At 56.9% G+C, this 26,140-nt stretch carries 26 protein-coding genes and 1 tRNA gene; 13 read left to right on the forward strand and 14 right to left on the reverse strand.

Annotated features, from left to right (window positions below; translation table 11 throughout):
- Positions 1-44: 44 nt before the first annotated feature.
- From E1958_RS16850 to E1958_RS16895, 11 genes are all read right to left on the reverse strand, one after another.
- On the reverse strand, positions 45-671 hold the full coding sequence (locus tag E1958_RS16850; RefSeq protein ID WP_133512903.1) for a hypothetical protein: 627 nt from the start codon (positions 669-671) through the stop codon (positions 45-47).
- A 201-nt stretch (positions 672-872) separates the two neighbouring features.
- Complete coding sequence (locus E1958_RS16855) at positions 873-1,865, reverse strand: YhdH/YhfP family quinone oxidoreductase (protein ID WP_133512904.1); 993 nt, start codon at positions 1,863-1,865, stop codon at positions 873-875.
- Between the two features lie 103 nt (positions 1,866-1,968).
- Positions 1,969-2,115, reverse strand: coding sequence for a hypothetical protein (locus E1958_RS21005; RefSeq protein ID WP_208108613.1), 147 nt, complete (start codon positions 2,113-2,115; stop codon positions 1,969-1,971).
- Between the two features lie 163 nt (positions 2,116-2,278).
- A complete protein-coding gene (locus E1958_RS16860) occupies positions 2,279-2,590 on the reverse strand; it encodes a hypothetical protein (RefSeq protein ID WP_133512905.1) in 312 nt (103 codons plus the stop codon).
- 61 nt (positions 2,591-2,651) lie between these two features.
- The gene (gene rplT / locus E1958_RS16865; protein ID WP_133512906.1) at positions 2,652-3,011 is read right to left on the reverse strand and encodes a 50S ribosomal protein L20; all 360 of its coding nucleotides are present in this window, start codon (positions 3,009-3,011) and stop codon (positions 2,652-2,654) included.
- Positions 3,012-3,145: 134 nt separating this feature from the next.
- A complete protein-coding gene (gene rpmI / locus E1958_RS16870) occupies positions 3,146-3,343 on the reverse strand; it encodes a 50S ribosomal protein L35 (protein ID WP_089723980.1) in 198 nt (65 codons plus the stop codon).
- Between the two features lie 79 nt (positions 3,344-3,422).
- Entirely contained in the window at positions 3,423-3,668 is a 246-nt protein-coding gene (locus E1958_RS22150) for a DUF2442 domain-containing protein (RefSeq protein ID WP_133512907.1), read from the reverse strand.
- Positions 3,646-3,879, reverse strand: coding sequence for a DUF4160 domain-containing protein (locus tag E1958_RS16880; RefSeq protein WP_089723982.1), 234 nt, complete (start codon positions 3,877-3,879; stop codon positions 3,646-3,648). Before E1958_RS16880 ends, E1958_RS22150 begins: the two co-directional genes overlap by 23 nt.
- 349 nt (positions 3,880-4,228) lie before the next feature.
- Positions 4,229-4,777 (reverse strand): translation initiation factor IF-3, encoded by a 549-nt coding sequence (infC, locus tag E1958_RS16885; protein ID WP_207787815.1) that lies wholly within the window; start codon positions 4,775-4,777, stop codon positions 4,229-4,231.
- Positions 4,778-4,839: 62 nt separating this feature from the next.
- Positions 4,840-6,756: a threonine--tRNA ligase gene (thrS, locus tag E1958_RS16890; RefSeq protein ID WP_133512908.1), complete on the reverse strand. Its 1,917-nt coding sequence runs from the start codon at positions 6,754-6,756 to the stop codon at positions 4,840-4,842.
- A 112-nt stretch (positions 6,757-6,868) separates the two neighbouring features.
- Positions 6,869-6,945, reverse strand: a tRNA-Val gene (locus E1958_RS16895).
- Between the two features lie 416 nt (positions 6,946-7,361).
- On the opposite strand from E1958_RS16895, the gene E1958_RS16900 reads away from it, so the two are divergent.
- The 13 genes from E1958_RS16900 (at position 7,362) to E1958_RS16965 (ending at position 22,610) form a co-directional block, all read left to right on the forward strand.
- Positions 7,362-9,539 carry a type VI secretion system Vgr family protein gene (locus tag E1958_RS16900; RefSeq protein WP_133512909.1) on the forward strand — a complete coding sequence of 726 codons (2,178 nt, stop codon included), beginning with the start codon at positions 7,362-7,364 and terminating at the stop codon, positions 9,537-9,539.
- Between the two features lie 68 nt (positions 9,540-9,607).
- On the forward strand, positions 9,608-10,669 hold the full coding sequence (locus E1958_RS16905; RefSeq protein ID WP_165742065.1) for a DUF2169 family type VI secretion system accessory protein: 1,062 nt from the start codon (positions 9,608-9,610) through the stop codon (positions 10,667-10,669).
- Complete coding sequence (locus tag E1958_RS16910; protein WP_133512911.1) at positions 10,666-12,279, forward strand: PAAR-like domain-containing protein; 1,614 nt, start codon at positions 10,666-10,668, stop codon at positions 12,277-12,279. The genes E1958_RS16905 and E1958_RS16910 overlap by 4 nt, the downstream gene beginning before the upstream one ends.
- A complete protein-coding gene (locus E1958_RS16915; protein ID WP_133512912.1) occupies positions 12,279-12,947 on the forward strand; it encodes a hypothetical protein in 669 nt (222 codons plus the stop codon). The genes E1958_RS16910 and E1958_RS16915 overlap by 1 nt, the downstream gene beginning before the upstream one ends.
- A 6-nt stretch (positions 12,948-12,953) precedes the next feature.
- Complete coding sequence (locus tag E1958_RS16920) at positions 12,954-13,376, forward strand: DUF7832 domain-containing protein (RefSeq protein ID WP_133512913.1); 423 nt, start codon at positions 12,954-12,956, stop codon at positions 13,374-13,376.
- Between the two features lie 338 nt (positions 13,377-13,714).
- Positions 13,715-15,382, forward strand: coding sequence for a DNA phosphorothioation system sulfurtransferase DndC (gene dndC, locus E1958_RS16930; RefSeq protein ID WP_243448473.1), 1,668 nt, complete (start codon positions 13,715-13,717; stop codon positions 15,380-15,382).
- Positions 15,379-17,472 (forward strand): DNA sulfur modification protein DndD, encoded by a 2,094-nt coding sequence (gene dndD, locus E1958_RS16935; RefSeq protein ID WP_133512915.1) that lies wholly within the window; start codon positions 15,379-15,381, stop codon positions 17,470-17,472. Before dndC ends, dndD begins: the two co-directional genes overlap by 4 nt.
- Entirely contained in the window at positions 17,354-17,728 is a 375-nt protein-coding gene (gene dndE, locus E1958_RS16940; protein ID WP_133512916.1) for a DNA sulfur modification protein DndE, read from the forward strand. Before dndD ends, dndE begins: the two co-directional genes overlap by 119 nt.
- Before the next feature lie 55 nt (positions 17,729-17,783).
- Entirely contained in the window at positions 17,784-19,148 is a 1,365-nt protein-coding gene (locus E1958_RS16945; RefSeq protein ID WP_133512917.1) for a DEAD/DEAH box helicase, read from the forward strand.
- A gap of 18 nt (positions 19,149-19,166) precedes the next feature.
- Positions 19,167-19,412 carry a hypothetical protein gene (locus E1958_RS16950; protein ID WP_133512918.1) on the forward strand — a complete coding sequence of 82 codons (246 nt, stop codon included), beginning with the start codon at positions 19,167-19,169 and terminating at the stop codon, positions 19,410-19,412.
- Positions 19,409-21,550, forward strand: coding sequence for an AAA family ATPase (locus tag E1958_RS16955; protein ID WP_133512919.1), 2,142 nt, complete (start codon positions 19,409-19,411; stop codon positions 21,548-21,550). The genes E1958_RS16950 and E1958_RS16955 overlap by 4 nt, the downstream gene beginning before the upstream one ends.
- Positions 21,551-21,556: 6 nt before the next feature.
- Positions 21,557-22,021, forward strand: coding sequence for a hypothetical protein (locus E1958_RS16960; protein WP_165742063.1), 465 nt, complete (start codon positions 21,557-21,559; stop codon positions 22,019-22,021).
- 22 nt (positions 22,022-22,043) lie between these two features.
- Positions 22,044-22,610, forward strand: a complete 567-nt coding sequence (locus E1958_RS16965) for a DUF262 domain-containing protein (RefSeq protein ID WP_207787846.1) — start codon at positions 22,044-22,046, stop codon at positions 22,608-22,610.
- Here the strand turns inward: E1958_RS16965 and E1958_RS16970 are convergent.
- The 3 genes from E1958_RS16970 to E1958_RS16980 form a co-directional block, all read right to left on the reverse strand.
- Positions 22,561-23,628 (reverse strand): PDDEXK nuclease domain-containing protein, encoded by a 1,068-nt coding sequence (locus E1958_RS16970; RefSeq protein ID WP_133512922.1) that lies wholly within the window; start codon positions 23,626-23,628, stop codon positions 22,561-22,563. The genes E1958_RS16965 and E1958_RS16970 overlap by 50 nt on opposite strands.
- 302 nt (positions 23,629-23,930) lie before the next feature.
- Positions 23,931-24,635, reverse strand: a complete 705-nt coding sequence (locus E1958_RS16975) for a Swt1 family HEPN domain-containing protein (protein ID WP_133512923.1) — start codon at positions 24,633-24,635, stop codon at positions 23,931-23,933.
- Positions 24,636-24,969: 334 nt separating this feature from the next.
- Positions 24,970-26,140: hypothetical protein (locus E1958_RS16980; protein ID WP_208108614.1), on the reverse strand; the 1,171-nt coding region annotated here is incomplete at its 5' end.

Below are 26,140 nucleotides of genomic sequence, written 5' to 3' on the forward strand. Positions count from 1 at the left end.
CGGATACAACAAACGCATCATGGACGATGCCATAGGCTAGGATCTTATTCGTGAGCATGGTCAATTCGCTGCCGTACCTCGGCGCGTGCTTCGAGACTTGCGAGCAGCGTTTCCAAGATATCGAGTGCCCCGCCCATCAATAGGTGCACCTGTTTTGCGCTCAATCCTCGGGCGGTGGTTTTGCGGTTGTCCGAGACGACCTTGAGTACCTGCACCAGCTCGGTACTAGCGTATCGGCAGGCGGTGGGGAAAAAGCCGCTTGCTTCCATGTCGACCATACCCTTGTGCCGGTAGCCCAGATCCGGCCGGTCCAAGGTCAGTAGATCGTCGGCAGGGCAAGGCCGCTCCTGCGGGAGGATCGGGTGCCGGACATGACCTGAGCCCGCGTCCGTTATGCTGCGCGCGAGCAACACTTCGCCGACCTGCCGCTCGGCGTGTCCCGCGACGCCGAGGTTTACCCAGATCGCCGCTTGCGAGGAGTTGCCCAGAGTAGCGAGGAGATCAGTCCCCGTAACCGCTGCGGGCTTGCCCGGCCCGGTGACAACCAGGGCGATCCGTCCGTGCCGGTAAAGGGGGAAACCAAGGTCCGCTTGTACGCGCGCCAGACCGAACCGGGAAATGACCGGCTTGGCCTCTGCCGGAAGGGCGACGACGAGGTTGATCACAGACACGGGCACGCGGGAGAGACTTGTCTACAGCCTCCTGTAAATCTTGATAATCCTGTCAATCCTGTACTATTCGGGCTCCGCTCACGATCGGCATTGCCATCGAAATCGACCCTTGCCAGTAGCCCCGGTGGGCACACCCACCCTACAGCCGGAAGCGATTTACACGCCCTCGCCTTGGCCCCGGCGCGCACCGGGAACGGCATGTCAGGAGTTGTCCAGCTCCACCAATATCCGCCCGTGGGTCTGGCCTGCCAGCATGGACCCGAAAACGTCGGGGAGTCCCTCCAGGCCGATGGTGGAGGTCAGGATCCGCTCCAGGTGCGGTGGCCGCCAGTCCGTCGCCAGCAGGGTCCAGAGTTGGGTGCGTAACTGATGCGGCACATGGACGGAATTGATGCCCAGTAGGCTCGCCCCGCGCAGGATGAAGGGCATGACGGTGGTATTGAGCTCGGAGCCGCCGGCCAACCCGATGCTCGCGATATTGCCCGCGGGCTTGATGGTACGTGTGATCCGGGTCAGCATCTCGCCGCCCACAGTATCCAGGGCGCCACCCCATAGGGCCTTCTCCAGGGGACGCTTCCCGCCCGGTAGCTCGTCGCGTCCGAGGATCCGCGCCGCACCCAGCTCCCGCAGCCAGCCATACAACTCCTGCTTACCGGACACGGCCACCGGCTCGTAGCCCAGGTGCCTGAGGATGTCGATGGCGATCGCGCCGACCCCCCCGGTGGCGCCGGTAACCAGCACCGGCCCCAGATCAGGCCGCTGGTCATTGACCTGCATGCGGTGGATCGCCAGGGCGGTAGTAAAGCCGGCGGTTCCCAGGATCATGGCGTTGCGTGGGTCCAGGCCCGGCGGCATGGGGACCACCCAATCGCCGGGGACCTCCAGGTACTCCGCATATCCCCCGTCGTGGTCGAAACTGAGGCCGTACCCGGTCACGAGCACTGGATCGCCCGGCGTGAAGCGCCCGTCACCGGAGACATCCACGATACCCGCCGCGTCGACGCCGCCCACCAGGGGGAAGGTCGCGAGGATTTTGCCCTGGCCGGTACCGGCTAGGGCGTCCTTGTAGTTGACGCTGGAGTAGGCGACCCGGATCAGTACCTTACCTGCGCCGGGAGCGGGGACCGAAAGCGCCTCGATCCCGGCCCGATAGCCGTCGTCGTGCCGGATGCGGAATGCCTTGTAGGTAGTCATATCAATCGGCCCATATCAATCGGGAAGGCCAGGGTCAGGGCGACCGAAAACATCGTTACTTCCTAAGATCTCTCCCTTGGGTCGAGATGATAAGCAGTGGCGATCATTCAGTGATCTGGATTCCATGCTCCCTCAACAAGCGCACTAAGTCCCCTTCAGCCAGACTTTCCACCAGCTTGCTCCACTCGCTATCGAATAGATCCTGCAAGGCATTCATCTTCTTGTCCGTTTCCAGAAACATGCGGTCCATCTCTTGAAACTCGTTAGAACGTAGGATGCGGTGAGTAACACGAACCGCATCGAAGCGAACCGGCACGTTATCGATGCGATTCGCTGTCTGCCTGTGTATCCCTGCACGCAGACAACCGCTCACCGCATCCTACGCGGGTTCAGACTCTATGTCCTCTGCCTCATCACACGGATCCCTGCGGACTGTGGTGGCGGACGATATCCGATAGTGATTTCGTTTCGTGGTTCAGTGCCTCCATATATGCTTTGTACGTGTACATCATGGAGACAATCGCCATCGCAGCTCCAATGAAAACGCCGACGGCGTGGCCGTTGAGACCTGTCACCCCACCAAGGAATTTGACGGTTGCGCTTGCTTCTCCCACCCCAATGCCTGGCACACAGACGATGATTAGATATATCCCTAAGACGAGCACGGCAAGATTGAAGACGACACAAACTCCTCCAACAACCAGTTTGACTGTCTGTTTGTCCATTCTGACCTCCTAGAATCGAGAGTCTAGCCGCCTAACAACTGACGTTCGGCGGCGCAAGTCATCAGGCGGCAACCGCCGCTCTTGCCTGCTCGGCCAGGGCCGCGAAGCCTGCTTTGTCGTGATAGGCGATATCGGCCAGTACCTTGCGGTCTATCTCGATACCGGCCTGCTTCAAGCCATTCATGAGACGGCTGTAGGACAGCCCGTGCTCGCGCGCAGCCGCGTTGATGCGAACGATCCACAGGGAGCGAAACTGGCGCTTCTTCTGGCGCCGGTCACGATAGGCATATTGACCGGCCTTGATGACGGCCTGCTTGGCGACCCGGTAGACCCGACTACGGGCACCATAGTAGCCCTTGGCCTCTTTCAGCACCTTTTTGTGACGGGCGCGTGCTGTAACGCCTCGTTTTACACGTGGCATCTGTATCTCTCCGGAATCGATCCGACCGGGCCAAGCATCTCTAACGCTACCTTGCCGTCTTCCAGGCCGTGAAGCGAGAACGCGGTTTCCATTTCACACGACTGTCCACTCGCTTGGGTACTCGAAACTGCAATTCAACAATAAGGGATCATCCGCTGGGCGGATTTCACATCCGATTTGTGCAACGCCTTGGGGCCCCGTAGATGGCGCATCCGTTTGGTGCTCTTCTTGGTCAATATGTGCCGCCGGTGGGAGGCGTTCCGTTTGAAGGTCCCGGCGGCGTTACGTTTGAAGCGTTTGGCCGCCCCGCGATTGGTCTTGATCTTCGGCATTTCTTTATTCCTATAGGATCTCTTTTTCCGAAAATGAACGCGAATCAACGCAAATGGGTCGAAAAATGCAGCTTTATGATTAGGCTGCTTTGGCTTGCGACGTGGCAATCAGCATACTTTCTATATTCAGATGGTAATCTATATCGGGCCACTCAATCCCCGTGTTCGCACAAATAAATGTGTAGTTGGTTATTTGATTGAATGTGGCATTCTGCAATTCCTTATACCATCTTATCGGAGTCGATATGATGCGCCCATCGACTAATTCCACATGAAGATATTGGTCGTCGAACCGAACCTTTTTACCTTTGAGTGAAGCGTTCATCCCAACCTCTGATAAAATTATCTCTGTTCGCTTCCACAATAGCCATCGCTTTTCTCAGATCTTTCGGTTTCATGCGGTTGTTGACGATCCGAAGGGTTTCCAGTTCGATCTTGAAAAAACCTTCACCCTTCAATACATGAATATGACGTGGTTCGTGTTCGTTTGCATAGAAGAAAAATTTGAACCCATCTTTGTTCAGCAATGTAGGCATTCAGGTAGATCAGATCTGACCCTGTTCCGTTTTGTGTGGGTGGAAAAGGAAACCTCCGCGTAGCGGCTACGTCCTTCTTGGGTATGACTTAAGCCGCCGAGCAGTCACCTAATGTTACAAAAGTACTGGCCTATGAATCGTCGCTGGGCACAGCTCATCTACAACCCAATGCCATTAAGTTAAGCGTTACCGGTCGACAAACAAGAGGAGGAACGACGAATCACGCGAATCCTCGCGAATGGATTCGCGTGATTCGTAGTTAAAACATATGCCCGTACAACCTACCGGCTTCACCGTCGCAAAGGACCATGTGCGACGGTATAAAAGCGCCTAGCGACCTACATGGCCGCTATTTCTTCCTGGGACCCAGGACCATCACCATCTGCCGGCCTTCCATCTGCGGCTGTTGCTCTATGACACCGATTTCGGCCAAGTCGGTCTCTACGCGCCGCAGCAGCTGGAGCCCCAGCTCACGGTGGGCGTGCTCACGCCCACGAAAGCGCATGGTGACCTTGGTCTTGTCTCCGTCATTCAGAAACCGGGTCAGGTTGCGCAACTTGACCTGATAGTCTCCTTCATCCGTCCCGGGACGAAATTTGACCTCCTTGACCTGAACCTGCTTTTGCTTCTTACGGGCCTCGGACTTCTTTTTTTTCTGGTCGAACAGAAACTTTCCGAAATCCATCAGGCGACAGACCGGCGGCTCCGCGTTGGGGACAATCTCCACGAGATCCAATCCCACTCCCGTTGCCCGTTCCTGGGCCTCCTCCAGATTTACGATACCGACCTGATTACCTTCCGCGTCGATGAGCCTTACCTGGTAAGCGGTTATTTCATGATTGACGCGGTTTCTCTTTGGCGCAGCGATAGCAGGTTCCTCCGAACAGGTAACAATCAAGAACGAGCAACGGCGTGGACAGCCCGAACGCTTAAGGAGGATAGTCCGCGCCGTGCCGGTCGTCAGTGGGTTCGATTCGTGACCTCGTCGCCCAGCCGGGCGATGAGGTCAGCGAGCTCGAGCGTACCGAGATCCTTACCTGTGCGGTCCCGGACGGCAACCGTCCGTTGCGCGACTTCCCGGTCGCCGACCACCAGCAGGTAAGGCACCTTCTGCAAGGTGTGCTCGCGGATTTTAAAGCCGATTTTCTCGTTTCTCAAGTCCGATTCAACCCGGAAGCCCTTGGCGCGCAAGGTGTTAGCGACCTCCCGCACATAGCCTGCCTGGCGGTCCGTGATGTTCAGGACGACCGCCTGGACCGGGGCCAGCCAGAGGGGGAGAGCGCCCGCATAGTGCTCGATCAGGATACCGATGAAGCGTTCCAGGGAGCCGAGAACGGCCCGGTGCAGCATGACCGGTATCTGTTTGCTGTTGTCCTCGGCGATATAGTGGGCACCCAGGCGTTCGGGCATGGAAAAATCGAGCTGAATGGTGCCGAGCTGCCAGACCCGCTGCAGACAGTCGCGCAGGGAGAACTCGATCTTAGGGCCATAGAAGGCGCCTTCTCCCGGTTGCAGCTCCCAATCCAGGCCCTTTTGTTCCAGGGCGTCCCGCAGGGACCTTTCCGCCCGATCCCAGACCGCGTCGCTGCCCACCCGCAGCTGCGGACGGGTGGAGAACTTGACCAGGACCTCGTCGAAACCGAAGTCCCGATAGACCTCGAACAGCAGGTCGATGAAATCGGAGACCTCCGTCAGGATTTGTCCCTCAGTGCAAAAGATATGGGCGTCGTCCTGGACGAAGTTACGCACCCGCATCAGCCCGTGCAGGGTCCCGGAAGGCTCGTTGCGGTGGCAGGAGCCGAATTCGGCCAGGCGTAGCGGCAGATCCCGATAGCTCTTCAGCCCCTGGTTGTAGATCTGGATGTGGGCCGGGCAGTTCATGGGCTTGATGGCAAAGACCCGGTCCTCCGACTCGGTAACGAACATATCCTTGCGGAACTTATCCCAATGCCCGGACCTTTCCCACAGGCTGCGGTCGATTACCAGGGGCGTGTGCACCTCCTGGTAGCCCCGCGCGCGGAGCTGGTCACGGATATACTGCTCCAGGATCAGATACAGGGTCCGGCCCTTAGGGTGCCAGAACACCATACCCGGGGCCTCGTCCTGGGAATGGAACAGATCCAGGGCCTTGCCGAGCTTACGGTGATCCCGCTTCTCGGCCTCCGCGAGGCGGTGCAGGTAAGCCTTGAGCTCCTTCCGATCCCGCCACGCAGTGCCGTAGATGCGTTGCAGCATCCGGTTGCGGGAGTCGCCCCGCCAGTAGGCGCCGGCCACCTTCATCAGCTTGAATCCGTTGCCGAGCCTGCCGGTCGACGGCAGATGGGGGCCCCGGCACACATCGAACCAATCCCCCTGGCGGTAGACGGAGACCGCCTCGCCCTCCGGGATCAGCTCCCGGATGATCTCCACCTTGTACTGCTCGCCGAGCTCGCCGAAGACCCGGATCGCCTCATCCCGGTCCCAGACCTCGTGTCGGATCGGCAGATCGCGTGCGACGATCTCCCCCATACGCTGCTCGATGCGGGTCAGGTCATCCGGGGTGAAAGGCGCGTCCCGGGCGAAGTCATAGTAGAAGCCGTCCTTGATGGCGGGCCCGATGGTGACCTGGGTCCCGGGGTAGAGCTCCTGCACCGCCTGGGCCATGACGTGGGCGGCATCGTGACGCAGCAGCTCCAGGGCAGCCTCGTCCCGGACGGTGACGATGGCGACCGCTGCATCCCGGTCGATGAGATAAGTGGTATCCACCAGCACCCCATCCACCCGACCGGCCAAGGCAGCCTTAGCGAGACCGGGACCGATAGAAAGGGCGACCTCCTGGACGGAGATTGGGCCATCGAGCTGTTTCCGGGAACCGTCAGGAAGGGTAATCCGAGGCATGCAACAAGACCTGCGACTCAGTGGTGATCCATACGAGAGACCACATGAAAGTAGAGAAAACCACCGCGCGCCGGCGGCAGGCGATCGTCACCGGCGGTCGGCGGCTCACAGATGGTAGGCGCGATTGGACTCGAACCAACGACCCCCACCATGTCAAGGTGGTGCTCTAACCAGCTGAGCTACGCGCCTGTCGTCATGACTTATCATCATACCTGCACGCAAAGAAGGCGCGCAAGCGCCGGGCTCGACATATCGGGGCAAGTAGGTGCCAGTCGCCAGCTTCCGGCTATTTGTGAACCACACAGGCACAAAGGACGCAAAAGGATAGCGCTTCAATTAGTTGAGCATAGGAAAAATACGGCTTCTCTACCCACGGATTCTCACAAATGGAGAACGAAACAAGCTGTGAAAATCTATGTAATCATACGGATTAAAAAAGGAAAACAACGAATCCACACGAATCGGCGCGAAGCGATCCGCATTGAAGCCGGACAAATTGTCGGTGGGCACAGCCCACCCTACAATGCTGTTAGCCCAAAAGTCGCCGCAACCACTTTCCGATACAATCCATTCTTCGGCATTTGCCCTTTCCTAAGGATCAAGCCATGCCCCTCAGCCAACGAGCCCGGACCCTCGCGGTCACCACCCCCCTCGGCGAAGACGTCCTACTGCTGCGTGCCATGCGCGGCAGCGAACGCCTGAGCACCCTGTTCGAGTACCAACTGGAACTCATCAGCGAGTCCCACCAACCGATCAAGCACGAGGAGCTACTCGGCCAACCCGTCACCGTGCGGCTGGAGCTGCCGGATTACCGGACCCGCTATTTCAACGGCATCGTCAGCCGTTTTTCACACACCGGCTTCGACGGGGCGGTTGCTATCTACCGTGCCACCCTGGTCCCCTGGTTCTGGTTGCTCTCCCGCACCACCGACTGTCGCATCTTCCAGGACCAGACGGTGCCGGAGATCGTCAAAGAAATCTTCCGCGAGCATGGCTACATCGATTTCCAGGAATTCTTGATTAACGAGCTCTACCTCCCACGACGCTACTGCGTGCAATACCGGGAGACCGATTTCGCGTTCATCAGCCGGCTGCTGGAACAGGAAGGCATCCACTACTTCTTTCGGCACGAGGCCGACAAGCACACCCTGGTCCTGGCCGATGACAACGGCGCCCATCACCCCGTTGCCGGCTACGAAGAAATCCCCTACTACCCCCCCGATGAGACCGCACTGCGGGAACGGGACCATATCTCCGGCTGGTCCGTGGCCGGAGCGGTCCAATCCGGGGCCTTCGTCCACACCGATTTCGACTTTACAGCGCCGCGCAAAGACCTGCTGACTGAGCGGGACCACCCGCATGAGCATGCCCGGGCGGATCTGGAGCGCTACGACTACCCGGGCGGCTACACCCAGTACGATCAGGGCGATGGCTGGGTGCGGGCGCGCATCGAAGAACTGCATGTGGATTACGAGACCGTAAAGGGCAGCGGCAATGCCCGTGGCCTGGCCACCGGGGCACGCTTCAAGCTGACCAAGTATCCCCGCCAAGACCAGAACCGGGAATACCTGCTCCTCTCCGCCGATTACCAACTGCGCTCCGATGTCTTCGGCTCCTCCGGAACGGCGAACACCGGCCCGGTCTTCCACTGTGAATTCACCGCCCTGGACGCCAAAACGCCCTATCGTCCACCACGGAACACCCCTAAGGCCCGGGTCCAGGGTCCCCAGACCGCCATCGTGGTCGGCAAAGCCGGCGAAGAGATCTGGACCGACCAATACGGCCGGGTCAAGGTCCAATTCCACTGGGACCGCTACGGCCAATCCGACGAGCAGAGCTCCTGCTGGGTGCGGGTTGCTCACCCCTGGGCCGGCAAGCACTGGGGCGCTGTGGCAATCCCCCGCATCGGCCAAGAAGTCATTGTCGACTTCCTGGAAGGTGATCCCGACCGGCCCATCATCACCGGCCGGGTCTACAACGACATCACCAAGCCCCCCTACAAACTACCCGCCGGCGCCGCTGTCAGCGGACTCATGTCCAACAGCACCAAAGGCGGTGGTGGTTACAACGAATACATCATGGACGATACCAAAGGCCAGGAGCTCATCCGTGAGCATGGTCAATACGACAAAGACAGCACCATCGAGCACGACCTACGCGAGCATGTGTTGAATGATCGCAGTCGGGATGTTACCAACAACGAGACCATCCACATCGGGAAGGATCGCGCCAAGACCGTCGGCAACGATGAAACAACCAGCATCGGCCACGACCGCAGCGAGACCGTTGCCAATAATGAAACCATCAACATCGGCCATGATCGCAACCAGACCGTGGTCAACAACGAGACCATCAGTGTCGGCAGCAACCGCAGCGAGACCGTCGGCGCCAACCAGACCCTTTCCGTTGGCGCCAATCGCACCGAGAATGTCGGTGGCAACGAGACCGTGACCATCGCCGCCAGTAAATCGGAGACCATTGCCGCTGCCAAAGCGGAGAGCATCGGCGCCGCCAAAGCCCTGAGCATCGGGGCTGCCTACCAGGTGAGTGTGGGAGGGGCCATGAACACCAGCGTCGGCCTGATCCAAGCCGAAGAAGTCGGGCTCTCCAAGAACGTATTGGTCGGCAAAAAATTCTTCATCAAAGCCGGCGACGAGCTGGAGATCGTGGTCGGCGATAGCTCCTTGGTGATGAAACAGGATGGAACCATCATCCTGCAAGGCAAGCTGGTACAAGTCAGCGCCGATGAAGTCAAGATCGACGGCGAGACCGACATCAACTAATACCGCAACGGCATGTAGCTGATCAATTACATCTCCTTCCCGGTGATGCTCTGGGAGACATGCACCCAATGGCCGCGGCTGAATTCCACAACCACACCCCCTTCTCGCCGCTGACCTTCGAGACCCTTGATCTTGAGGATGACCCGTTCCAGGTCATCATCCTGCGCGGCTCCTTCACAATCCTGCCGGGTAAGCCTTTGCGGCCAACGCAAGAACAGCAGCCGGTCCGAACCTCACCCGAGTATTTCGGCGCGCCGAATCACAGCAGCCTGCGCGCTGACGATGACCTGGTGCCCTACAAGGCAAACAGCGACATCATCGTCAACGCCACGGCCTACGCGCCACGAGGAATACTGCATAGACGCTGGAACGTGGGGATTCGCATCGGTTCACTCGCCAAAGACCTGATAGTGACCGGCCCCCGGCACTGGCGGTGGCACTGGTGGCATGGTTGGATTCTCGATTCACCCGAGCCTGCGACCGAAGTCCCCCTGCGGTATGAATACGCCTTCGGGGGCCAGTGGACCCACGAAGACGCGACGGGTATCTGCGAAGAGAATCCCTGTGGCCTCGGCTTCGTGGAGCCGACCCACCTGTCCAGGAAAGAAAGGATCCCCGCGCCACAAATCGAGTCCCCCGCGGACCCCATCGAGGAGTTGGGGAAACGTTATCGGCCTGCGGGGTTTGGTCCCCTCGCCAAATCCTGGCTGCCGCGCCGCAAGTACGCGGGCACCTATGACGAACAGTGGCAACGCGAGCGCCAGCCGAAGCTGCCCGAAGACTTTTGCGTCGACTTCTACAACTGCGCCCACCCGGATCTAGTCTATGACGGCTATCTCGAGGGCGCTGAAGGCGTTGTGCTGACGCACCTGCATCCGACCATCCCCCAACTGAGGTTTCAACTCCCGGACTATGCACTCCTCGGTGCCATCACCGACCGCGCCGGCTTCCGCTATGGGCGCCGTTTTCTGCTCGACACGGTGGAAATCGACGTTGCAGCCATGCAGGTCGGCATAGTGTGGCGCCTTACCCTACCGCTCTACGAAGACGGCATCGCCCTGATCGAGACCCGGTTGCGAGAAGATGCCAGCAGCCACGCAGCCCGGACTCAGACGCGGGATCGGCCATGAGTGACGACCGCGGGACCAACCGTAGCGCGGAGGCCTATGTCGTCTCCATGGCCCCCGATGTCTGCAAGACGCCGCTGGGCTCTACGATGGTCCCCGTCCCCTATACCATCACCTGCAAATTCGATGTTGCCCAAGCAACCGCGACCCGCACCCGGTTCGGGGGCCAGCCGGTCTTCACCATGAGCAGTTACCTGCCGACGGTGCAGGGAGACGAGCCGGGGATTGGGGGCGGCCTCATCTCCGGCGTCAACCTCGGTGCCTGCCGACCCGTAGAACACAGCAAATCGGTGCGGGTCGAGGGCCAGTGGCTGGTTCGCCACAGCGACCTGATGGCGATGAACTGCGCCGGACCCAAGGGGACCGGCAACACCTACGGGAAGATCGTCTACATCGGCGTCAAGACCAGCGCGCGCGTAGGCCCCGACGGCGAGATCATCCATCAGACCCAAACGAGCCGCACCGACCCGCAAACGGGGGAAACCATCACAGAGACGACGACCGTTGGCCGGGATCCCGAGACCGGTCTGGTCACGAGAAGCAAGGAAATCACGGCGGTCAATCCCGAGACAGGGCGGGTCGAGTCGGGGTTGGTGACGGAAATCACCGATCCGGTGACCGGAGACTGTGTGCACCGAGAGGCCTTTGGAAACTTCGATCCGAGTCAAGACAGCTACCGCTGGCACGAATCGACGACAACCTTGCCGGGACCTGGGATTGGGATCGAAGGGATGCGAACGGATGAAATCGGTGCGAAGGGAAGGCCGGCGGAAATCTCCCGGCAGCCGTCAATGGAAAGCCCCTTCCAAACCGACCCGTCTGTCAGCTTGGAAGAGACCGCAGTCTACGCTCCTACCACCGATCCCGAGTACCAGCAGGCCCTCGAGGAGCAGCGGCAAGCCGAAGCAGAGATCGCCGCGGTCGAGCAGGAGATCGCCCGAGAGGCAATTAAGGCCGGCGTGGATGCCGCCGGTCTGCTTGATCCGACGCCGACGAGCGATCTGATATCTGCGGGTATGTCCGTTGCCGAAGGTGACTTTTGGGGCGCTGGACTGAGTATCATCTCCGCCGTACCCTACTTTGGAGACGCCATCGCCAAGCCGATCAAGGCCACCCGGATGGCGCGGAAAGCAGCCAAGCTGGCGGGCAAGCTGAAGAAGCTCAAGGCCAAGGCGGCGAAGCTGGCGGAGAAGTTGCGTGGTCTAAGAAAAGGGAAGAAACCGAAGCCTGGAAAGGGGGCGGATGGGGGGAACATTCCGGGGAGGACGGCAAAAGATAGGAAAGCAGAACAACTGAAGAAGAACAAAAAACAGGGGAAGCTACGCGAAGAAGAAGTACGACGCGAACTCGAAGAAGAAGGGCATGAAGTCTTGGGCAGTCAAGTGTCGGTTAAGACCCCAGAATCACGTAGACAGATCGACCACTTGATCCGCGACAAGAATACTGGTGAAATACGTGCGATCGAAGTGAAAAGCGGAAATGCAACCAGAAATGCTGGACAAATCGCTAAGGATGCCGCCATGGAGAAAACCGGTGGAAAGATAATCGGGAAGAATGCGCCGAAAGAATTGAAAGATCGAACACTACGCATCCCAACAGAGGTACGAAGATAGTGAGCAGACGAGCCAATCAACACGTCGAAAATATCTCCAGCTTCGTTGAGGCCATAGCAACGCAGTTTTCAGGTCAAGGGTTTAAGCTAGCACAAGGAAATCTTCTGTATCGAGAATGCGATGGCTTCGTGCATATCATTCACTTCGCGTCTATCTTGCAACGGAAACCTAAGAAGACGTGGATAGTCGTTAATCTTGGAATCCGCTGTAATACTGTGGAACAAATTGCCGCACAATGCTATCCAGAAGAGTTATCAACCCGCGATAGATTCCTTGCAAGCATAGGCGCACAACTAGGAAAATTGCTTAACCAAGGCCAATTGCGATTCGATGTAACCACTCCAAATGATTCCAGCCATTCCGTAGAGAAGGTTCTCACGTTAATATCAACACACGGCTTCCGCTATTTTAGTGAGAATAGTAGCTTGTCGGCGTTACTACGCAGGTTAAGACCAAATAACTTCAAAGATTGGCACATGCTGCTGCCCGCACGTGCAGTTCGGCTGCCGATACTTCTTTTTTTGTCACAAGGAAATGATCATGCTATATTATCTCTCCAAGAACAATACCGAGAACTGATCTCATCGAACGATCTGTTAGCAGATACATATCAGGCATTTGCTCGGCGACTTTGCAAAACCTTTGGTGTTGAAAGCCCTCTGGAGTAAATAATAGTGAAATATGATGATTCGACTTGGCATTTTGGGGGAGAATTTCCAGAGGAATTGGATGAACGTCATGCTGGCATTCACATAGGCATGTTTTTAGGATGGATAATCAGGAGAGGGCTTTATAGCGAATTATTAAGCGACCTCGCACAAGATGACATACTTGCCGTCCAAAATAGATTACTAACCGGAACCCAATTCTTACAACGAGTATGTGACGGTAAGTTAACTAACGAAGATCTGAATGAGGAAGCCAATCTGTTCGCTCAGGATTACTATGCTTCCGATGATTACATTGACGACTACTCACAGGCGTTTATAGATATTGGCCCAACGCTCTACCATGTTACTGACGACAATGCGAATGCGTTGAAAGTCGAAGATTTTCTGGACAAAGCTTTTCAAACTTGGAAAATATCAAGGGGATAATAAATAAGGGTAGTGCTTAACATGTATGATCGCCAGCTTGGGAACAAGCTCAGCATTATAATGGTGAATAAAATTCCAGATGACCCCAATGTGATTTTCCATCTTCTTGGAAAAAGATAATGTTTTTCGGTAGCGTTTAACATGGAGTGGTCGTGTAATTCTCTCAGCGGGGAAAAAAGGTTCAACAGAAAGTTCGTCACTACATATTAAGCACCACTTGTTTTTCTTACAAGCGCGAAACACGTTGTCTTAAGGTCAGATTAAACCTTTCAATGTAATTATGTCGCATAACTCTACCAGTTGTTAACCATTACCACCGTCCGGTGCTGCCCGAGCGAATGATGAACCCGCAACCGACGCCCCGGCGAAATTGCTCTGACACTCATGAGGACGAGAAATCGGCGGTATCCTCGGGGGCAACACCCGGTTACCACTCCGCATTTACGGCGCTCGGATTCCGGGGCACGCTTGCTGCCCTCCGGCAGGAGATCCGCGCGCTCTACACCGCGGACGAGATACCCTGGATCGTGGGCTACTCCGGCGGTAAGGACTCCACCGCCACGCTGCAGCTGATCTGGAGCGCCATCGCCGAGCTGCCGCCGGACCGGCGTCGGAAGACCATCCATGTCATCTCCACGGATACCCTGGTCGAGAACCCTATCGTTTCCGCCTGGGTCGAGAATTCGCTCCAGGTCATGGCACGCAACGCCGAGCAGGCTGCAATGCCGGTCGCACCCAGGTTGCTGCGGCCCAAGCTGGAGGACTCGTTCTGGGTCAACCTGATCGGACGCGGCTATCCGGCACCGCGGCACAAATTCCGCTGGTGTACGGAACGGCTGAAGATCGCGCCCTCCAACACCTTTATCACCAATATCGTCTCCGCGAGCGGTGAAACGATCCTGGTCTTGGGCACCCGCAAAGCGGAAAGCTTCCGCCGGGCCGCGAATATGGCAAAGCACGAGAAGGGCCGCGTGCGCCATCGGCTCAGTCCGAACGCCAGGCTGCCCGGGTCCCTGATCTATACCCCGATCGAGGACTGGAGTAATGACGACGTCTGGCGCTTTCTGATGCAGCAGCCCAACCCCTGGGGCTACGACAACCGAGATCTGCTCGACATGTACGCGGGCGCATCGGCGGACGGCGAATGCCCACTGGTCGTGGACGACTCGACACCGAGCTGCGGCGACTCGAGATTCGGTTGCTGGGTCTGCACCCTCGTGGAACAGGACAGGTCCATGGCGGCGATGATCCGGAACGACGAGGAAAAGGAGTGGATGCTGCCCTTGCTGGAAATCCGCAATGCACTCGATTTTCGTACCGGCAAGCCGGGGGCACAGGATCATGGCGAAACGGATCGCCATCTGCGGGATTTCCGCCGCATGAACGGTGCGGTGCAACTCATGAAATCCGGGCGCGAAATCCCCGGACCCTACACCCAAGGGGCAAGGGCGGACTGGCTGTCCAGACTGCTCACGGCGCAAACCCACATCCGCAAAAACGGCCCCCCAGAAGTGCGGGACGGAGAAGTGCGAGACGGAAAAGTGCGGGACATCAGGCTGATTTCCCTGGAAGAGCTGCAAGAGATCCGCCGCATCTGGGTCCTCGATAAACACGAGCTGGAAGACCTCCTCCCCGGCATCTACCGAGACGCCACCGGCGAGGACTATCCCGGCTGCCCGCTGGACGATAACCTAATGCTCGGGGCCCCGGAAATGCAGCTGCTCAAAGACCTGTGCGGCGACGACCGGCTCCACTACGAGCTGACCCGGGAGCTGCTCAGCATCACCCGTCAACAGCACAACAACGGACGACGTGCCGGACTGCACCGGCGATTCGAGCGGGCCTTCAAGCGCCACTTCTTCGACAACCGTGAAGACGCCATCGACAGGGCCCGGCAACTGGTGTCCGAGCGTCAGGCCATCAAGGAGCAACGCAAGCAGGGCCTGTCCCAAACGCGGGGACCACAGCCAGGTCTCGGCATAGGGGACGGCGACCCCAGCCCATGATCCTGGATGACATCGTCATCGAGAATTTCGGCGTCTATGCCGGTCGCCAACAGGCTACTCTGACCCCCGAGCCCGGTAGGCCCATCATCCTGTTCGGCGGCATGAACGGCGGCGGCAAGACCACCCTGCCGGATGCGATCAAGCTGGCCCTCTACGGCCCCAAGGCCCGCCTCTCCAACCGTGGCCGTCAGGGCTATCGGGACTACCTGCGCGCCGCCATCCACCGCCATGCGGACCCCGGCGTAGGCGCCAGCGTCACCTTGCGGTTTCGCCGCCTCATTGAAGGCGAGACCCACTCGTTCGCGCTCCAACGCCGCTGGCGTGTCGGCAGCAAAGGGATTGAAGAGTCACTGCGGGTCCTGCACGACGGGGTGTCCGACGACCTGCTGAGCGAACACTGGGACGAGGCCGTCACCACCTTTCTGCCCGTCGGGATCGCCCACCTGTTCTTCTTCGATGGCGAGCAAATTGCGGATTTGGCCGATGGCGGCCATGCCGCCGAGATCATCGGCACCGCGCTAAATACTCTGCTTGGTCTGGACTTGTTGGAGCGTCTCACCGCGGACCTCAAGGCATTCGAGCGCAAGCAGCGCGGGGAGACCCTCGATAATGCCTCCCTCGCGGCACTCGCCGAGTCTGAGGCCGAGGTCGCACACCTGGACCAAGCAATCGAGCAAATAGCCATGGCCGAGGGGATGCTGATCAAGGAGGCCAAGGGCCTGGCCGAAGAAGTCGACAGACAGCGGGAGGCCTTTGAGGCCGCGGGAGGCAATCTCTATCAAGGACGCAACGCCCTGCGGACCACTCACGAAGGATTATTGAAAGAGAAGGCCCAATGTGAAGATGCCCTGCGCGATCTGATCGCCGGGCCCCTACCCCTGGCCCCGGTGGACGATCTCCTTGCCGAGATCGAGGCCCAGGCCTGTCACGAAATCGGGATTCGACACGCCAAGGTACTTGCAGAGGCCCTGGAAGAACGCGATCGCGCGGTACTCGCCGCCCTGGACGAAGAGGCAGTGGGTGAGGATACCCTGAGCAAGATCCGACGTATCCTGTCGGCCGACCGGGCCGACCGGACCGGGCTGGCGCACCAGTCCCTTCTGTTCGATGCGGACGATCGGCTTGCGGCGCAGGTCGCGTATTTGCGTGCTACCCGGATCCCGAGTGCCGAGCGCGCAGCGAACCAGCTGACCCAACGCCTGGAGCAACTGGAAGAACGCCTGGCCCGCACGGAGGCCCAGCTGGCACGCATCCCGAGTGAAGACAGCATCCAGGTCGCTCAAAACGCCCTCGATGTCGCGGAACAGAACCACCGCGCCAAGCTCCACCAACTGGATCGGCTCCGCGAACAGCGGGCCCTGCTGCAGCGAGAGTACGCGGAAGCCGGCGCCAGGCTGGAACGCCTGAGCATCGCAAATCTGGAGGCCCGCATCGAAGCCGACGACCAAGCGCGCATCCTGACCCACTCCGCACGGGTCCGCAAGACTCTGAAGGCCCTCCACCACCAAGCCGTCGCCCGCCACGCAGATAACATCCAGGCCCTCATGCTCGAATCCTTCGGTAAACTGTTAGGCAAGACCGACCTGGTTGGTAGTCTGAGCATCGACCCCCGGAGCTTCGAGCCCAACCTCAGGGATCCTAATGGCCGTTGCCTGCCCTTCGAGCGCCTCTCCGCAGGCGAACGACAGCTGCTCGCAACCGCGCTGCTCTGGGGCTTGGCTCGGGCCTCCGGTCGCCCAATCCCGGCCATCATCGACACCCCGCTCGGTCGTCTCGATTCATCTCATCGCCGCAATCTGGTGGAGCGCTACTTCCCGGCGGCCTCCCATCAGGTACTCCTCCTGTCCACCGACGAAGAGATCATCGGGCACTATCATCAGGCACTCGATCCCTATATCAGTCGACGCTATTTGCTCGAATACAACTGCGAAGAACATGCAACCGCTGTCCGGACCGGATACTTCGCTACTGATGAAACCACCAGTCGACCATATCCGCATCAGCTCCAAAGGGAAAGAAACCCTGATCAAGCTGAAGAAGCGGACCGGGATCGCACACTGGAACCAGCTCTGCAGATTAGCGCTCTGTAGATCACTGCATCTCGCAACCAAGCCGACCCTTCCCGGCCCCTTGGATACGGCAATAGAAATCGATTGGAAGACCTTTGCCGGACAGTACGGCAGTATCTTTTCAGCCCTGCTCCTTATACGTGCAAGCCGAGACGGCGTTAGAGTCGATTCACCCGAGGAGCTTACGAGCTATGTTCGCGCCCACCTGGAACGTGGTATATCGACTCTGAACGGCATCAAAGCGCTCGGGGATGTGGTAGTACGACAAGTTCGGTAGGGTGACTATAAGTGATCACTCATCCACGGTAACGGCCCGGAGTTCATAAAGAGCCATGTCACGTGCGGCATTTGCCATTCCCGGCTATCTGAAATATGAAGACGGTCCTTTCGAGCATCAGGGCAAGGCTGTCTCGGCGTGGTGCCAAGCAGGATATCGCGGGATACTCGAGATGGCGACCGGATCGGGAAAGACGATCACCTCGATGATCGGCGCACATCGGTTGTATGAAGGACAGAAGCCGCTCCTGATCATCGTCGCCGCGCCCTATGTGCCACTTATCGAACAGTGGTGTGAGGAAATAGTGCCTTTCGGGTTGAAACCCTTCAATCTGACAACAGTCGGAAACGTTGCTAAGCGTGCGAGTGAGCTGCAGAAACTCAGGCGTCGATTCCGGATGGGACTATCCGATGTCGAAGTTGTGGTTGTCAGTCACGATACACTGTGCACACCGGAATTTCTCGAAGCCGCTCAGTCGTTCGACTGTACACGCCTTCTGATTGCGGATGAAGTGCACAACCTGGGGCGCACCTCTTTCATCAGTAACCCGCCCGAGCTCTTCGAGCACCGCCTCGGACTGTCGGCGACACCGATACGCCAATACGACGAGGAAGGAACGAAGGCCTTGTTTGGTTTCTTCGGCCCCGTGGTTTTTCGGTTTACGCTGAACGAAGCAATAGGCTGCTGCCTTGTGGAGTACGATTATTATGTGCATCCCGTTTATCTGTCCGAGAGCGAGATGGATGAATGGTTCGATCTGACCGGCAAGATCAAACGGAACGCTTGGCGCGGTAAGGAAGGAAAACCCGACGATTATTTGACGAGGCTTCTACGCGACCGGCGCGGACTTCTAGAAATGGCGTCAGGTAAGATTTCCACACTGAGAAAGCTCCTCGAAGAAGATGTCGGCGACTTACACCACACATTGATCTACACCTCGGACAAGGGGCCGGGACAGCTCGAGACGGTAAACAAGCTCCTGCGCGATAGAAACATTCTGTTTCACCAACTCACGGCTGACGAGACGGCGAGTCGCGGGCAAACAAGACGGATCATCAGGTCGTTTCAGGACGGCGAGATTCAGATCCTGACTGCCAAGCGCGTACTCGACGAGGGCGTGAACATTCCACAGATTCGCAAAGCGTTCATCCTTGCGAGCACAACCGTCGAGCGCCAATGGGTACAGAGACGCGGTCGCCTGTTGCGCACATGCAGCGCCATCGGCAAGACGCATAGCATCATTCATGACTTGCTGGCCTTGCCGCCGGGGATGGACGAAGGGCTTGATCCCGACGCACGCGCCCTCGTGCGTTCGGAGCTTCGTCGTGCGCAGGAGTTTGCACGGCTTGCCAGGAACGCGGGCCGATCCGACGGGCCGTTGACAATGATCGATCGAATGGTAGACGCTGCATACCTGTAACGGCTGGGAGAGGAAAAAATGCCACTGAACGACAGAAAGATAAGCTCGATCATCCTTGAGCAATGTGCCGGCATAGAAGAACGTTGTGATGGCTATAAGGAAGAGATAATCGAGGTAATTTCCGAAATCCTCACATATGAAAGGGAGCATCGTGTCGCAGTAACGAATATTCAGAAGAAGATAAGTGATAAATGCAATGCGGCCGCGCGATTTCTGGCGGAAAAGCGCGGTTATGATTCGGATATGCAGGAACAAGAAACATGAAGTTGCTCCGCGCAGAGTTTCAAAATTTCCGGCTGCTCCGTGATCTGGAGCTTACGTTTGCCGGCGACCCCGACAAACACCTGACGGTCATCCGAGCGGCGAACGAATCGGGTAAGACGACAATTCTCCTGGCGTTGCAGTGGGCATTGTACGGAGACGACGCCCTTCCAGGGAAAGGCGATGGTTTCCGACTCTATCCCATCGATTGGAATGGCGATGACGGCAAGCGTGTCCCGATTACCGCCACAGTCGAATTCGAACTGACCAGTTATCGACGAATATCCGGCAACGAACAGGAGACGCGCCGTCGTTACCGCCTGGTGCGTTCCGCTTTCGAGGAAGTGGACAACCAAGCGCGCCGACCCACCTCGACAATCAGGCTGTTTGCACTTACCGATACCGGGGCGAGCCCAATTGATGCCCCGGAGGCGCTCATCAATGATGAATTGCCGCCCGAGTTACGGGAGGTCTTCTTCACGGACGGGGATCGGGCGCTGAGTTTCATTGAAGCGGATGTCGCCTTGTCGACCAAGCGAAATCGCGTGCAACGCGCCATCCGATCTCTTCTCGGGCTAGGGATCCTCGACGACGCCATCAAGCATGTGCGCAGATCGGCGGCGGAGGTAAACAAGAAGGCGAAGCAGGTTGGCACAGGCGGCGAACTGAACGAGATCGCATCACGCCTCGAAGCGATCGATGACGATTTGACCAAATGGGAAACTGATCTGGAAGATGCGAGAGAACAATCCGCGGCTTTCGATGGGAAGGTCAATGAAACCGACCGCAAGATTGCGGCAGCACTCCAGAAAGGCGACAAAGAGAAATTGCAAAAGGACCTTGAAAGCGCAGGACGCGAGATCAAGCGGCTCGATGAGCAGCTTACGGCGGCTATCAAGGAGCACTCAGCATTGTTCCGCGGTCGTGCCATTGCGCTGGATCTGCTTTCGCCCCTCGTTGGGCGAGCCTATGAGAAGCTCGAAGAACTGCACGATCAAGGCAAAATTCCGAACATGGCGATTCCCGTCCTCCAGGAACGGCTCTCGGCAGAAATGTGCATCTGCGGAGAGGTACTCGCGCCTGAAGATCCTGCTGGGGAAAAGCGTCGCAAACATATCCGGAAGTTGATTGATGACAGTCAGCGGGCCGATGAGCTTCAGGAGGTTGTCACAGACCTGTATTACGGCGCGAAGTCGTTGCGGAACAGTGGCGAAATCGAAGCAAGCGGTTGGCTTGAAGATTACAGAAAAGTCGTTGAACGCCGTGACGGTATTCAAACCTTGCGCGATGAAGCGGGTCGCAAGTTGCGTGCTCTGGAGCAGCAGTTGGCTTCACTCTCCGACACCGACATTCAGGGGTTACGCGAAACACGTGGCCAGTACAAGGGGCAATACGATCGCTGCCTGTCGAAGCGTTCCACTCTCGAAACGCAGATCGAAAACTTGCAACGCGAACGCGATGAGCTCACTGACAAACGCGACCGTCTGCTGCGCGAGCAGAAGAAGGGGGCGCGCATTCTGGCCGAATCGGAGGTCACACAAGATGTGATGAAGGTTCTGCAAAGTGCGTATGAGCGGATCACCAATGAGGAATTGGGAAAAGTAAGCAATCTGATGAACAGCATTTTCCTCGAAATGATCGGCGCCGATCCGGAGCAGGGTGCAATCATCAGGCGGGCGGAGATCAGCCCGGAATTCGATATCATTGTCTATGGCCCAAACGACCGGACTCTGAATCCGGACCGCGATTTGAATGGCGCATCGCGTCGTGCCTTAACGCTTGCATTCATCCTCGCGCTGACGAAGGTCAGTGAGGTCGAAGCCCCGAACGTCATCGACACCCCGCTCGGTATGACCAGCGGTTTTGTCAAACGTTCGATCCTACGGACGGCGGTACGCGAGAGCACCCAACTCGTTTTGTTTCTGACGCACGACGAGATCGCCGGATGCGAAGAAATCATCGACGAGGCCGCAGGCGAGGTCTTCACGCTGACGAATCCGGCACATTATCCGAAAATGCTCATCAATGACCCCAATATTCCGGAACGCAAGGTTCTCCGTTGCGAATGTGATCACCGGCGCGAATGTGAGCTCTGTCAGCGCCGTGCGGACGTAACGATTGAGCCGGACATGGCGTTGTAGGAGGTAATGATGGCGGACCGCTACTTCAACCCGTTCCAGGCTATCGACATCAATGTGCCGGTGGAATTTCACGAAGCGTTTACCCGGTATTGCCAAACAGGCGGGAACCCAATCATCGACCAGAGTCCGTTCCCACGTATGATCGATCTCTGGTTTCTAGCCGTTTGCGTCGCGTCGCGGCTTGGCCTGGAGCCTGCCGATACGACAAAGTACAACACAAGAAAGATTATCGACGGGTCGATTTTCGGCAGCGATCCGTGGCGGGTCCATACCCTGATGCTGATCGCAATCGGCAAAATGGGCGACGTGCAGATCGTATCGGAACCACGAAAAATGATGGCTCTCGCGAACGGTCTTGCCGTAGCCGGACTTCCGAAGGTCATCGAGATGCTGAAAGATGGAGAGGCGGGGCCGATCTGGAATCTTTCCGATGCAATCGAGCAAATTGTTAGAAGCCGCAACGACGCATAACGACTAAAGGGAAGAACGTATCGTGCATTGGAATTCCAGCCCCCACCCGATCTCCGATATTCGAGACTGGAGCGAGGCGGGGCGCCTTGAGCTACGACCGGACTTTCAACGCCGCGAGGTGTGGTCTACTCCGGCTCGCATAATGCTGATGGACACGATCCTCCGCGATGTCCCGATGCCGAAGATATTTTTAGCCAGTACCATTAGGGATGGAAGAACGTATCGTGTCGTGATCGATGGTCAACAGCGAATTACGGCGATTCTCGAGTTCTTACGCGACCGATTCTCTTTGGATGATCCTTATGCAGGCGATGAAGGGGAAAAGACATTCTCCGAACTCGATCAAGCGACTCAGGATCGTTTCTTGAGTTACCAGATTGATTTCAACGAGGCAATTAAGCCTACGGACGAAGAGGTTCGTGAGGTCTATGCCCGTGTCAACAAATATACTGTTCCGCTAAACAAACAAGAACTTCGCAGAGCGGATTTCCCTGGGGATTTTCTTCCTGTTGCGGAGGAACTAGCTGTAAATGAATACTTCACTCATCATTTTTATCGCAGTTCTCAAATATCATTCTGGAACGCTTAATCGCTTCATGCAGTTTGCCTTTCAAGACATCCTTGGGAGGCAGGGTCGTCAGATACTCGGCAACATGAATGCCGGCAGAGCCCAGTTCGAGCAATTCGATTTGTTCAGTATTTTTCCCGGCGCAGAGGATGATGCCCAGCGGCGCGCCCTCACTCGGTTTGCGTTCGTGTTTGTCGAGCCAGCGGAGATAAAGCTCCATCTGCCCCTTGTGATCGGGGCGAAATTTATCGAGTTTGAGTTCCACTGCTACTAACCGCCGCAAATCGCGATGGAAAAGGAGCAGGTCCAGATAAAAATCGTCATGATCGATTGTCATGCGCTTTTGCCGGGCAACGAAAGTGAATCCAGCGCCCATTTCCATGATAAATGCTTCCAGTTCGCACAGGATGGCTGTCTCCAGATCTTTTTCCTGATAGACGCCTTTCAGGCCGAGAAAATCGAGCAGGTAGGGATCGCGAAAGACAATGTCCGGCGTCATCCGATCTTCTTCCCGCAATGCCTGAAGCTCGATCTTTGCCAATTCCGCCGGTTTTCCGGAGAGGGCCGTGCGCTCGTAAAGCATGGAAGCGATCTTCTTGCGGAGCGTGCGAGTGCTCCACCGCTCCACCCGGCACATCTCGGCGTAGAACTCGCGCTGAAGGGGATCCGGCAGGTAGATGATGGCGAGGAAATGGGTCCAGCTCAATTGTCTCATCAGCGCCGAGACAATCCTCTCATCGGCAAAGGCTTCGACGAATCGGATCATGTGGCGCAAGCTCTTTTCGGAAAATCCCTGTCCATACTCGGTCGTCAATTGTCTCGCCAGCGCTGAGACAATCTCCGCCCCGTACTCCGCCCGTGCTCCTTTGAGTATCTCTTGGCCGATGCGCCGGCCGATCCGCCAGTAGAGCATCGTCAACCCGACATTCACCGTGACCGCCACGGCAGTGCGGGCTTCCTCGATCATCTGCCGGATGTCCCCGAGCAATCGATCGGAGATTCCGGCCAGGTCGGAAGGCGTTGTCGGTTTTTCAGTCATTCCGTATCGGGCTCCGGGTTGCCCTTTGAATCGGCGCACACATCCGCCATTTCGTCCCGCTCGGCCAGGGCCATGAGGATGGCCTTCAGCAATGATGGATTCGGCGTGGTGAGTGATGCATGTTTGAAGGTGGCTTTCAGGTCTTGCAGGAAGACCTTCCGGTCCTTCCAGAGTCGTTCTCGATGAACCTCTCTACTCGACCACTTAAAAATTTACCACTACCCGAAAAGTCACCCTGAATACCGGCTGAAATCGGTGGTCAAGTTGATTTATTGCCACTCTAAATACACTGCAAACAGCTACTATTGCTTTCCTTTTTCGAGCATCTTCATATCATTTTCTACGACTCTTCGCACCTTGGAATGCAATTTCCTTATTGAGGACATCTGTGCCGAGTCATGCTGCCTGAATAACTGCTTTATCGGGTGCGCCCAAAGTTTCCGCGCCTCATTCAGCTCCGTAATCCAGCGCGTTGCTTTGTCTTTTCCCTGAACTTCTGCAATTTCTTCTACCACGCGTGAACAAATACTCCAATTATTCCTCACGATGTCCTTAAAATCTATCAGCGTAAGGTATGCCTCCGGTGGCAATGTCTCCCCCTCACCCTCCTGCTCCCTTCGGGTGGCACATTGAACGCGCGTTGGTTGCGGGATACCCTTTGTCCACCATTTTTCTTTGTATTCCGCTTTTAGAACCTGCAGGAGCCATTGAAACAAAGATACCTCGATTTCTTCCAGAAGCGACCCTACATCCTGTACAGCATCCCTACTTTCAGATACCCTATAGTCTAAAAGAACGAAGTTCCACGGAGAGACCTGTGTCAACTGTTCAAAAAATGAAAAACTGGACAAGAAACATTCATAAATACCCCGGGAAACCCTCTCCATGTCTTCTGTCAATCTCACTCCGATGGGATTTGGGCTGGATACCAGTACCCAACCAGCATCGGCACGTTCACTTATGAACTCTTCAGCAATAAGCCCATGAACGGCAGACTCGATTCTCATACGCGCTTGTTTGGAAGTCGCGTCGAAGGATACAGTGTCGTCGAAAAAGGGGAGTCGAGCACCAAGCACGAGAAAGGGAGGCCTTAAGCCTCTAACTCCCCCACAACGAGACGCGGCTTGTTTGAGAGTACTGTTCTGATACGGGCCAAAGTGGATTGATAACCTGGTTACAAGCCCGTTCTGATCGTGGGTCTCTCCTACATAAATAATCCTGTGCTTTGCACCAACTATGATGTATAACCATGGGACCTGATGGGTAAGTTCAAGGTCCTCCGATGAGACACTACTAATGTAACCTACCGGGGAGTAGGCAATACCTGTTTGCCGCAATGATTCAGTCCTCGTTTATCTCTTCCGGTCTCGTCTGCCGAAGTTCCGCGGCCAAAGAGTCGGCTAGATCCTCTCCAATTGCACTGACTTTCCGCCGATACCTCTCCAGCACTGCAGCAACCTTCGATTCAGGAATATCGGGCCACGGCGTCGACTGAACCTCCAGCTCGGCCCGCGATAGAATCGTGAACAGTTGATAGAGAACGATTGCAATTTTCGGGTCCTCTTCGGCAACTGCGAACGCTTCCGAATTCCAACTGTGCAGTAAATTTATCACAGTCTCCGCACGACCTAGGTCGACGGCAGCATACGGAAGCCACATCGCATTACCCTTGATGCCTTCCACCTTTATCAGCGCATCCTTTGACTCGATACTCTTTGTAAGTGTCTCCTGGGTAACAGTCGGATCCTGTACGGATGCGAGGGTGCCTGCACTAATCTTTTCCATGCGCTCTCGTCGCGCAGAGATCACCTCATCGTTCGACAGATCCGTACCAGGAGCATACCGGAGATCACTAACCGGCGTTTTCGCAATACTTTGGTTCGCAGTTTCGTCCTTGCGTTCTTTCTTCCATGCTTGATAGCGACGGCCAGCCATCTTCCATGCCTCGATACTTTTGCTTTGATAATTGGCAATGAGATTCTTGAGGTTATTCCTCGCTCTCTTCGGAAGTCTCATGTGCCGTTTCTTGACATCCAACGCGAGTACCTCATCCGCTCTCTCGTCGAACATCAGCCTACCTCTAAAGGCCCAAGCCTGAGTGGCATTTGAGATTAGGCCATGAAATCGCTCCGCTTGAACAATAATCCGCTGATTCCGATAGATAAAGAAACCATGTCGAGCCCTCCGTGTGTACGGATCGGTTTCAATCTGGTAATGGTCCCGAACGTCATCGCGTTTCCCCTCTTCTTCAAAAGTAGGCGGGTGAACAAGATGGGTTGCCGCAATCGTGCATGCGACATCCTCAGAAAGCGGGAGGTTCTTGTCGTTTAGTAAAAGACGAACTGATCGACCGTCCCAATCTCCCGGATTGCCGAGCGATCCCTTCTCTTCTGCTTCGGACATAAAGAGAGGATCGATAGGTTTCAGAGCCTCGTCGTTTACAGAAATTCGCAAAGGGTCTTCAGTGCGTTCGAGAAACAGATGGTAAATATTAGAACAATAACGTGCGAAA

It is taken from the genome of Candidatus Thiosymbion oneisti (genome assembly GCF_004359955.1).
Taxonomy (GTDB): domain Bacteria; phylum Pseudomonadota; class Gammaproteobacteria; order Chromatiales; family Chromatiaceae; genus Thiosymbion; species Thiosymbion oneisti.

Coding starts and splice junctions, on each gene's coding strand:
- dndE (WP_133512916.1), top strand. CDS start 17,354: ATGAAACCACCAGTCGACCATATCCGCATCAGCTCCAAAGGGAAAGAA.
- E1958_RS16945 (WP_133512917.1), top strand. CDS start 17,784: ATGTCACGTGCGGCATTTGCCATTCCCGGCTATCTGAAATATGAAGAC.
- thrS (WP_133512908.1), bottom strand. CDS start 6,756: ATGCCTCGGATTACCCTTCCTGACGGTTCCCGGAAACAGCTCGATGGC.
- E1958_RS16910 (WP_133512911.1), top strand. CDS start 10,666: ATGAGTGACGACCGCGGGACCAACCGTAGCGCGGAGGCCTATGTCGTC.
- E1958_RS16880 (WP_089723982.1), bottom strand. CDS start 3,879: ATGCCTACATTGCTGAACAAAGATGGGTTCAAATTTTTCTTCTATGCA.
- E1958_RS16975 (WP_133512923.1), bottom strand. CDS start 24,635: ATGAGAATCGAGTCTGCCGTTCATGGGCTTATTGCTGAAGAGTTCATA.
- E1958_RS16855 (WP_133512904.1), bottom strand. CDS start 1,865: ATGACTACCTACAAGGCATTCCGCATCCGGCACGACGACGGCTATCGG.
- E1958_RS16950 (WP_133512918.1), top strand. CDS start 19,167: ATGCCACTGAACGACAGAAAGATAAGCTCGATCATCCTTGAGCAATGT.
- E1958_RS16860 (WP_133512905.1), bottom strand. CDS start 2,590: ATGGACAAACAGACAGTCAAACTGGTTGTTGGAGGAGTTTGTGTCGTC.
- E1958_RS16955 (WP_133512919.1), top strand. CDS start 19,409: ATGAAGTTGCTCCGCGCAGAGTTTCAAAATTTCCGGCTGCTCCGTGAT.
- dndD (WP_133512915.1), top strand. CDS start 15,379: ATGATCCTGGATGACATCGTCATCGAGAATTTCGGCGTCTATGCCGGT.
- E1958_RS16970 (WP_133512922.1), bottom strand. CDS start 23,628: ATGACTGAAAAACCGACAACGCCTTCCGACCTGGCCGGAATCTCCGAT.
- E1958_RS22150 (WP_133512907.1), bottom strand. CDS start 3,668: ATGAACGCTTCACTCAAAGGTAAAAAGGTTCGGTTCGACGACCAATAT.
- dndC (WP_243448473.1), top strand. CDS start 13,715: ATGATGAACCCGCAACCGACGCCCCGGCGAAATTGCTCTGACACTCAT.
- E1958_RS16900 (WP_133512909.1), top strand. CDS start 7,362: ATGCCCCTCAGCCAACGAGCCCGGACCCTCGCGGTCACCACCCCCCTC.
- E1958_RS16905 (WP_165742065.1), top strand. CDS start 9,608: ATGGCCGCGGCTGAATTCCACAACCACACCCCCTTCTCGCCGCTGACC.
- E1958_RS16960 (WP_165742063.1), top strand. CDS start 21,557: ATGATGGCGGACCGCTACTTCAACCCGTTCCAGGCTATCGACATCAAT.
- rplT (WP_133512906.1), bottom strand. CDS start 3,011: ATGCCACGTGTAAAACGAGGCGTTACAGCACGCGCCCGTCACAAAAAG.
- rpmI (WP_089723980.1), bottom strand. CDS start 3,343: ATGCCGAAGATCAAGACCAATCGCGGGGCGGCCAAACGCTTCAAACGT.
- E1958_RS21005 (WP_208108613.1), bottom strand. CDS start 2,115: ATGGACCGCATGTTTCTGGAAACGGACAAGAAGATGAATGCCTTGCAG.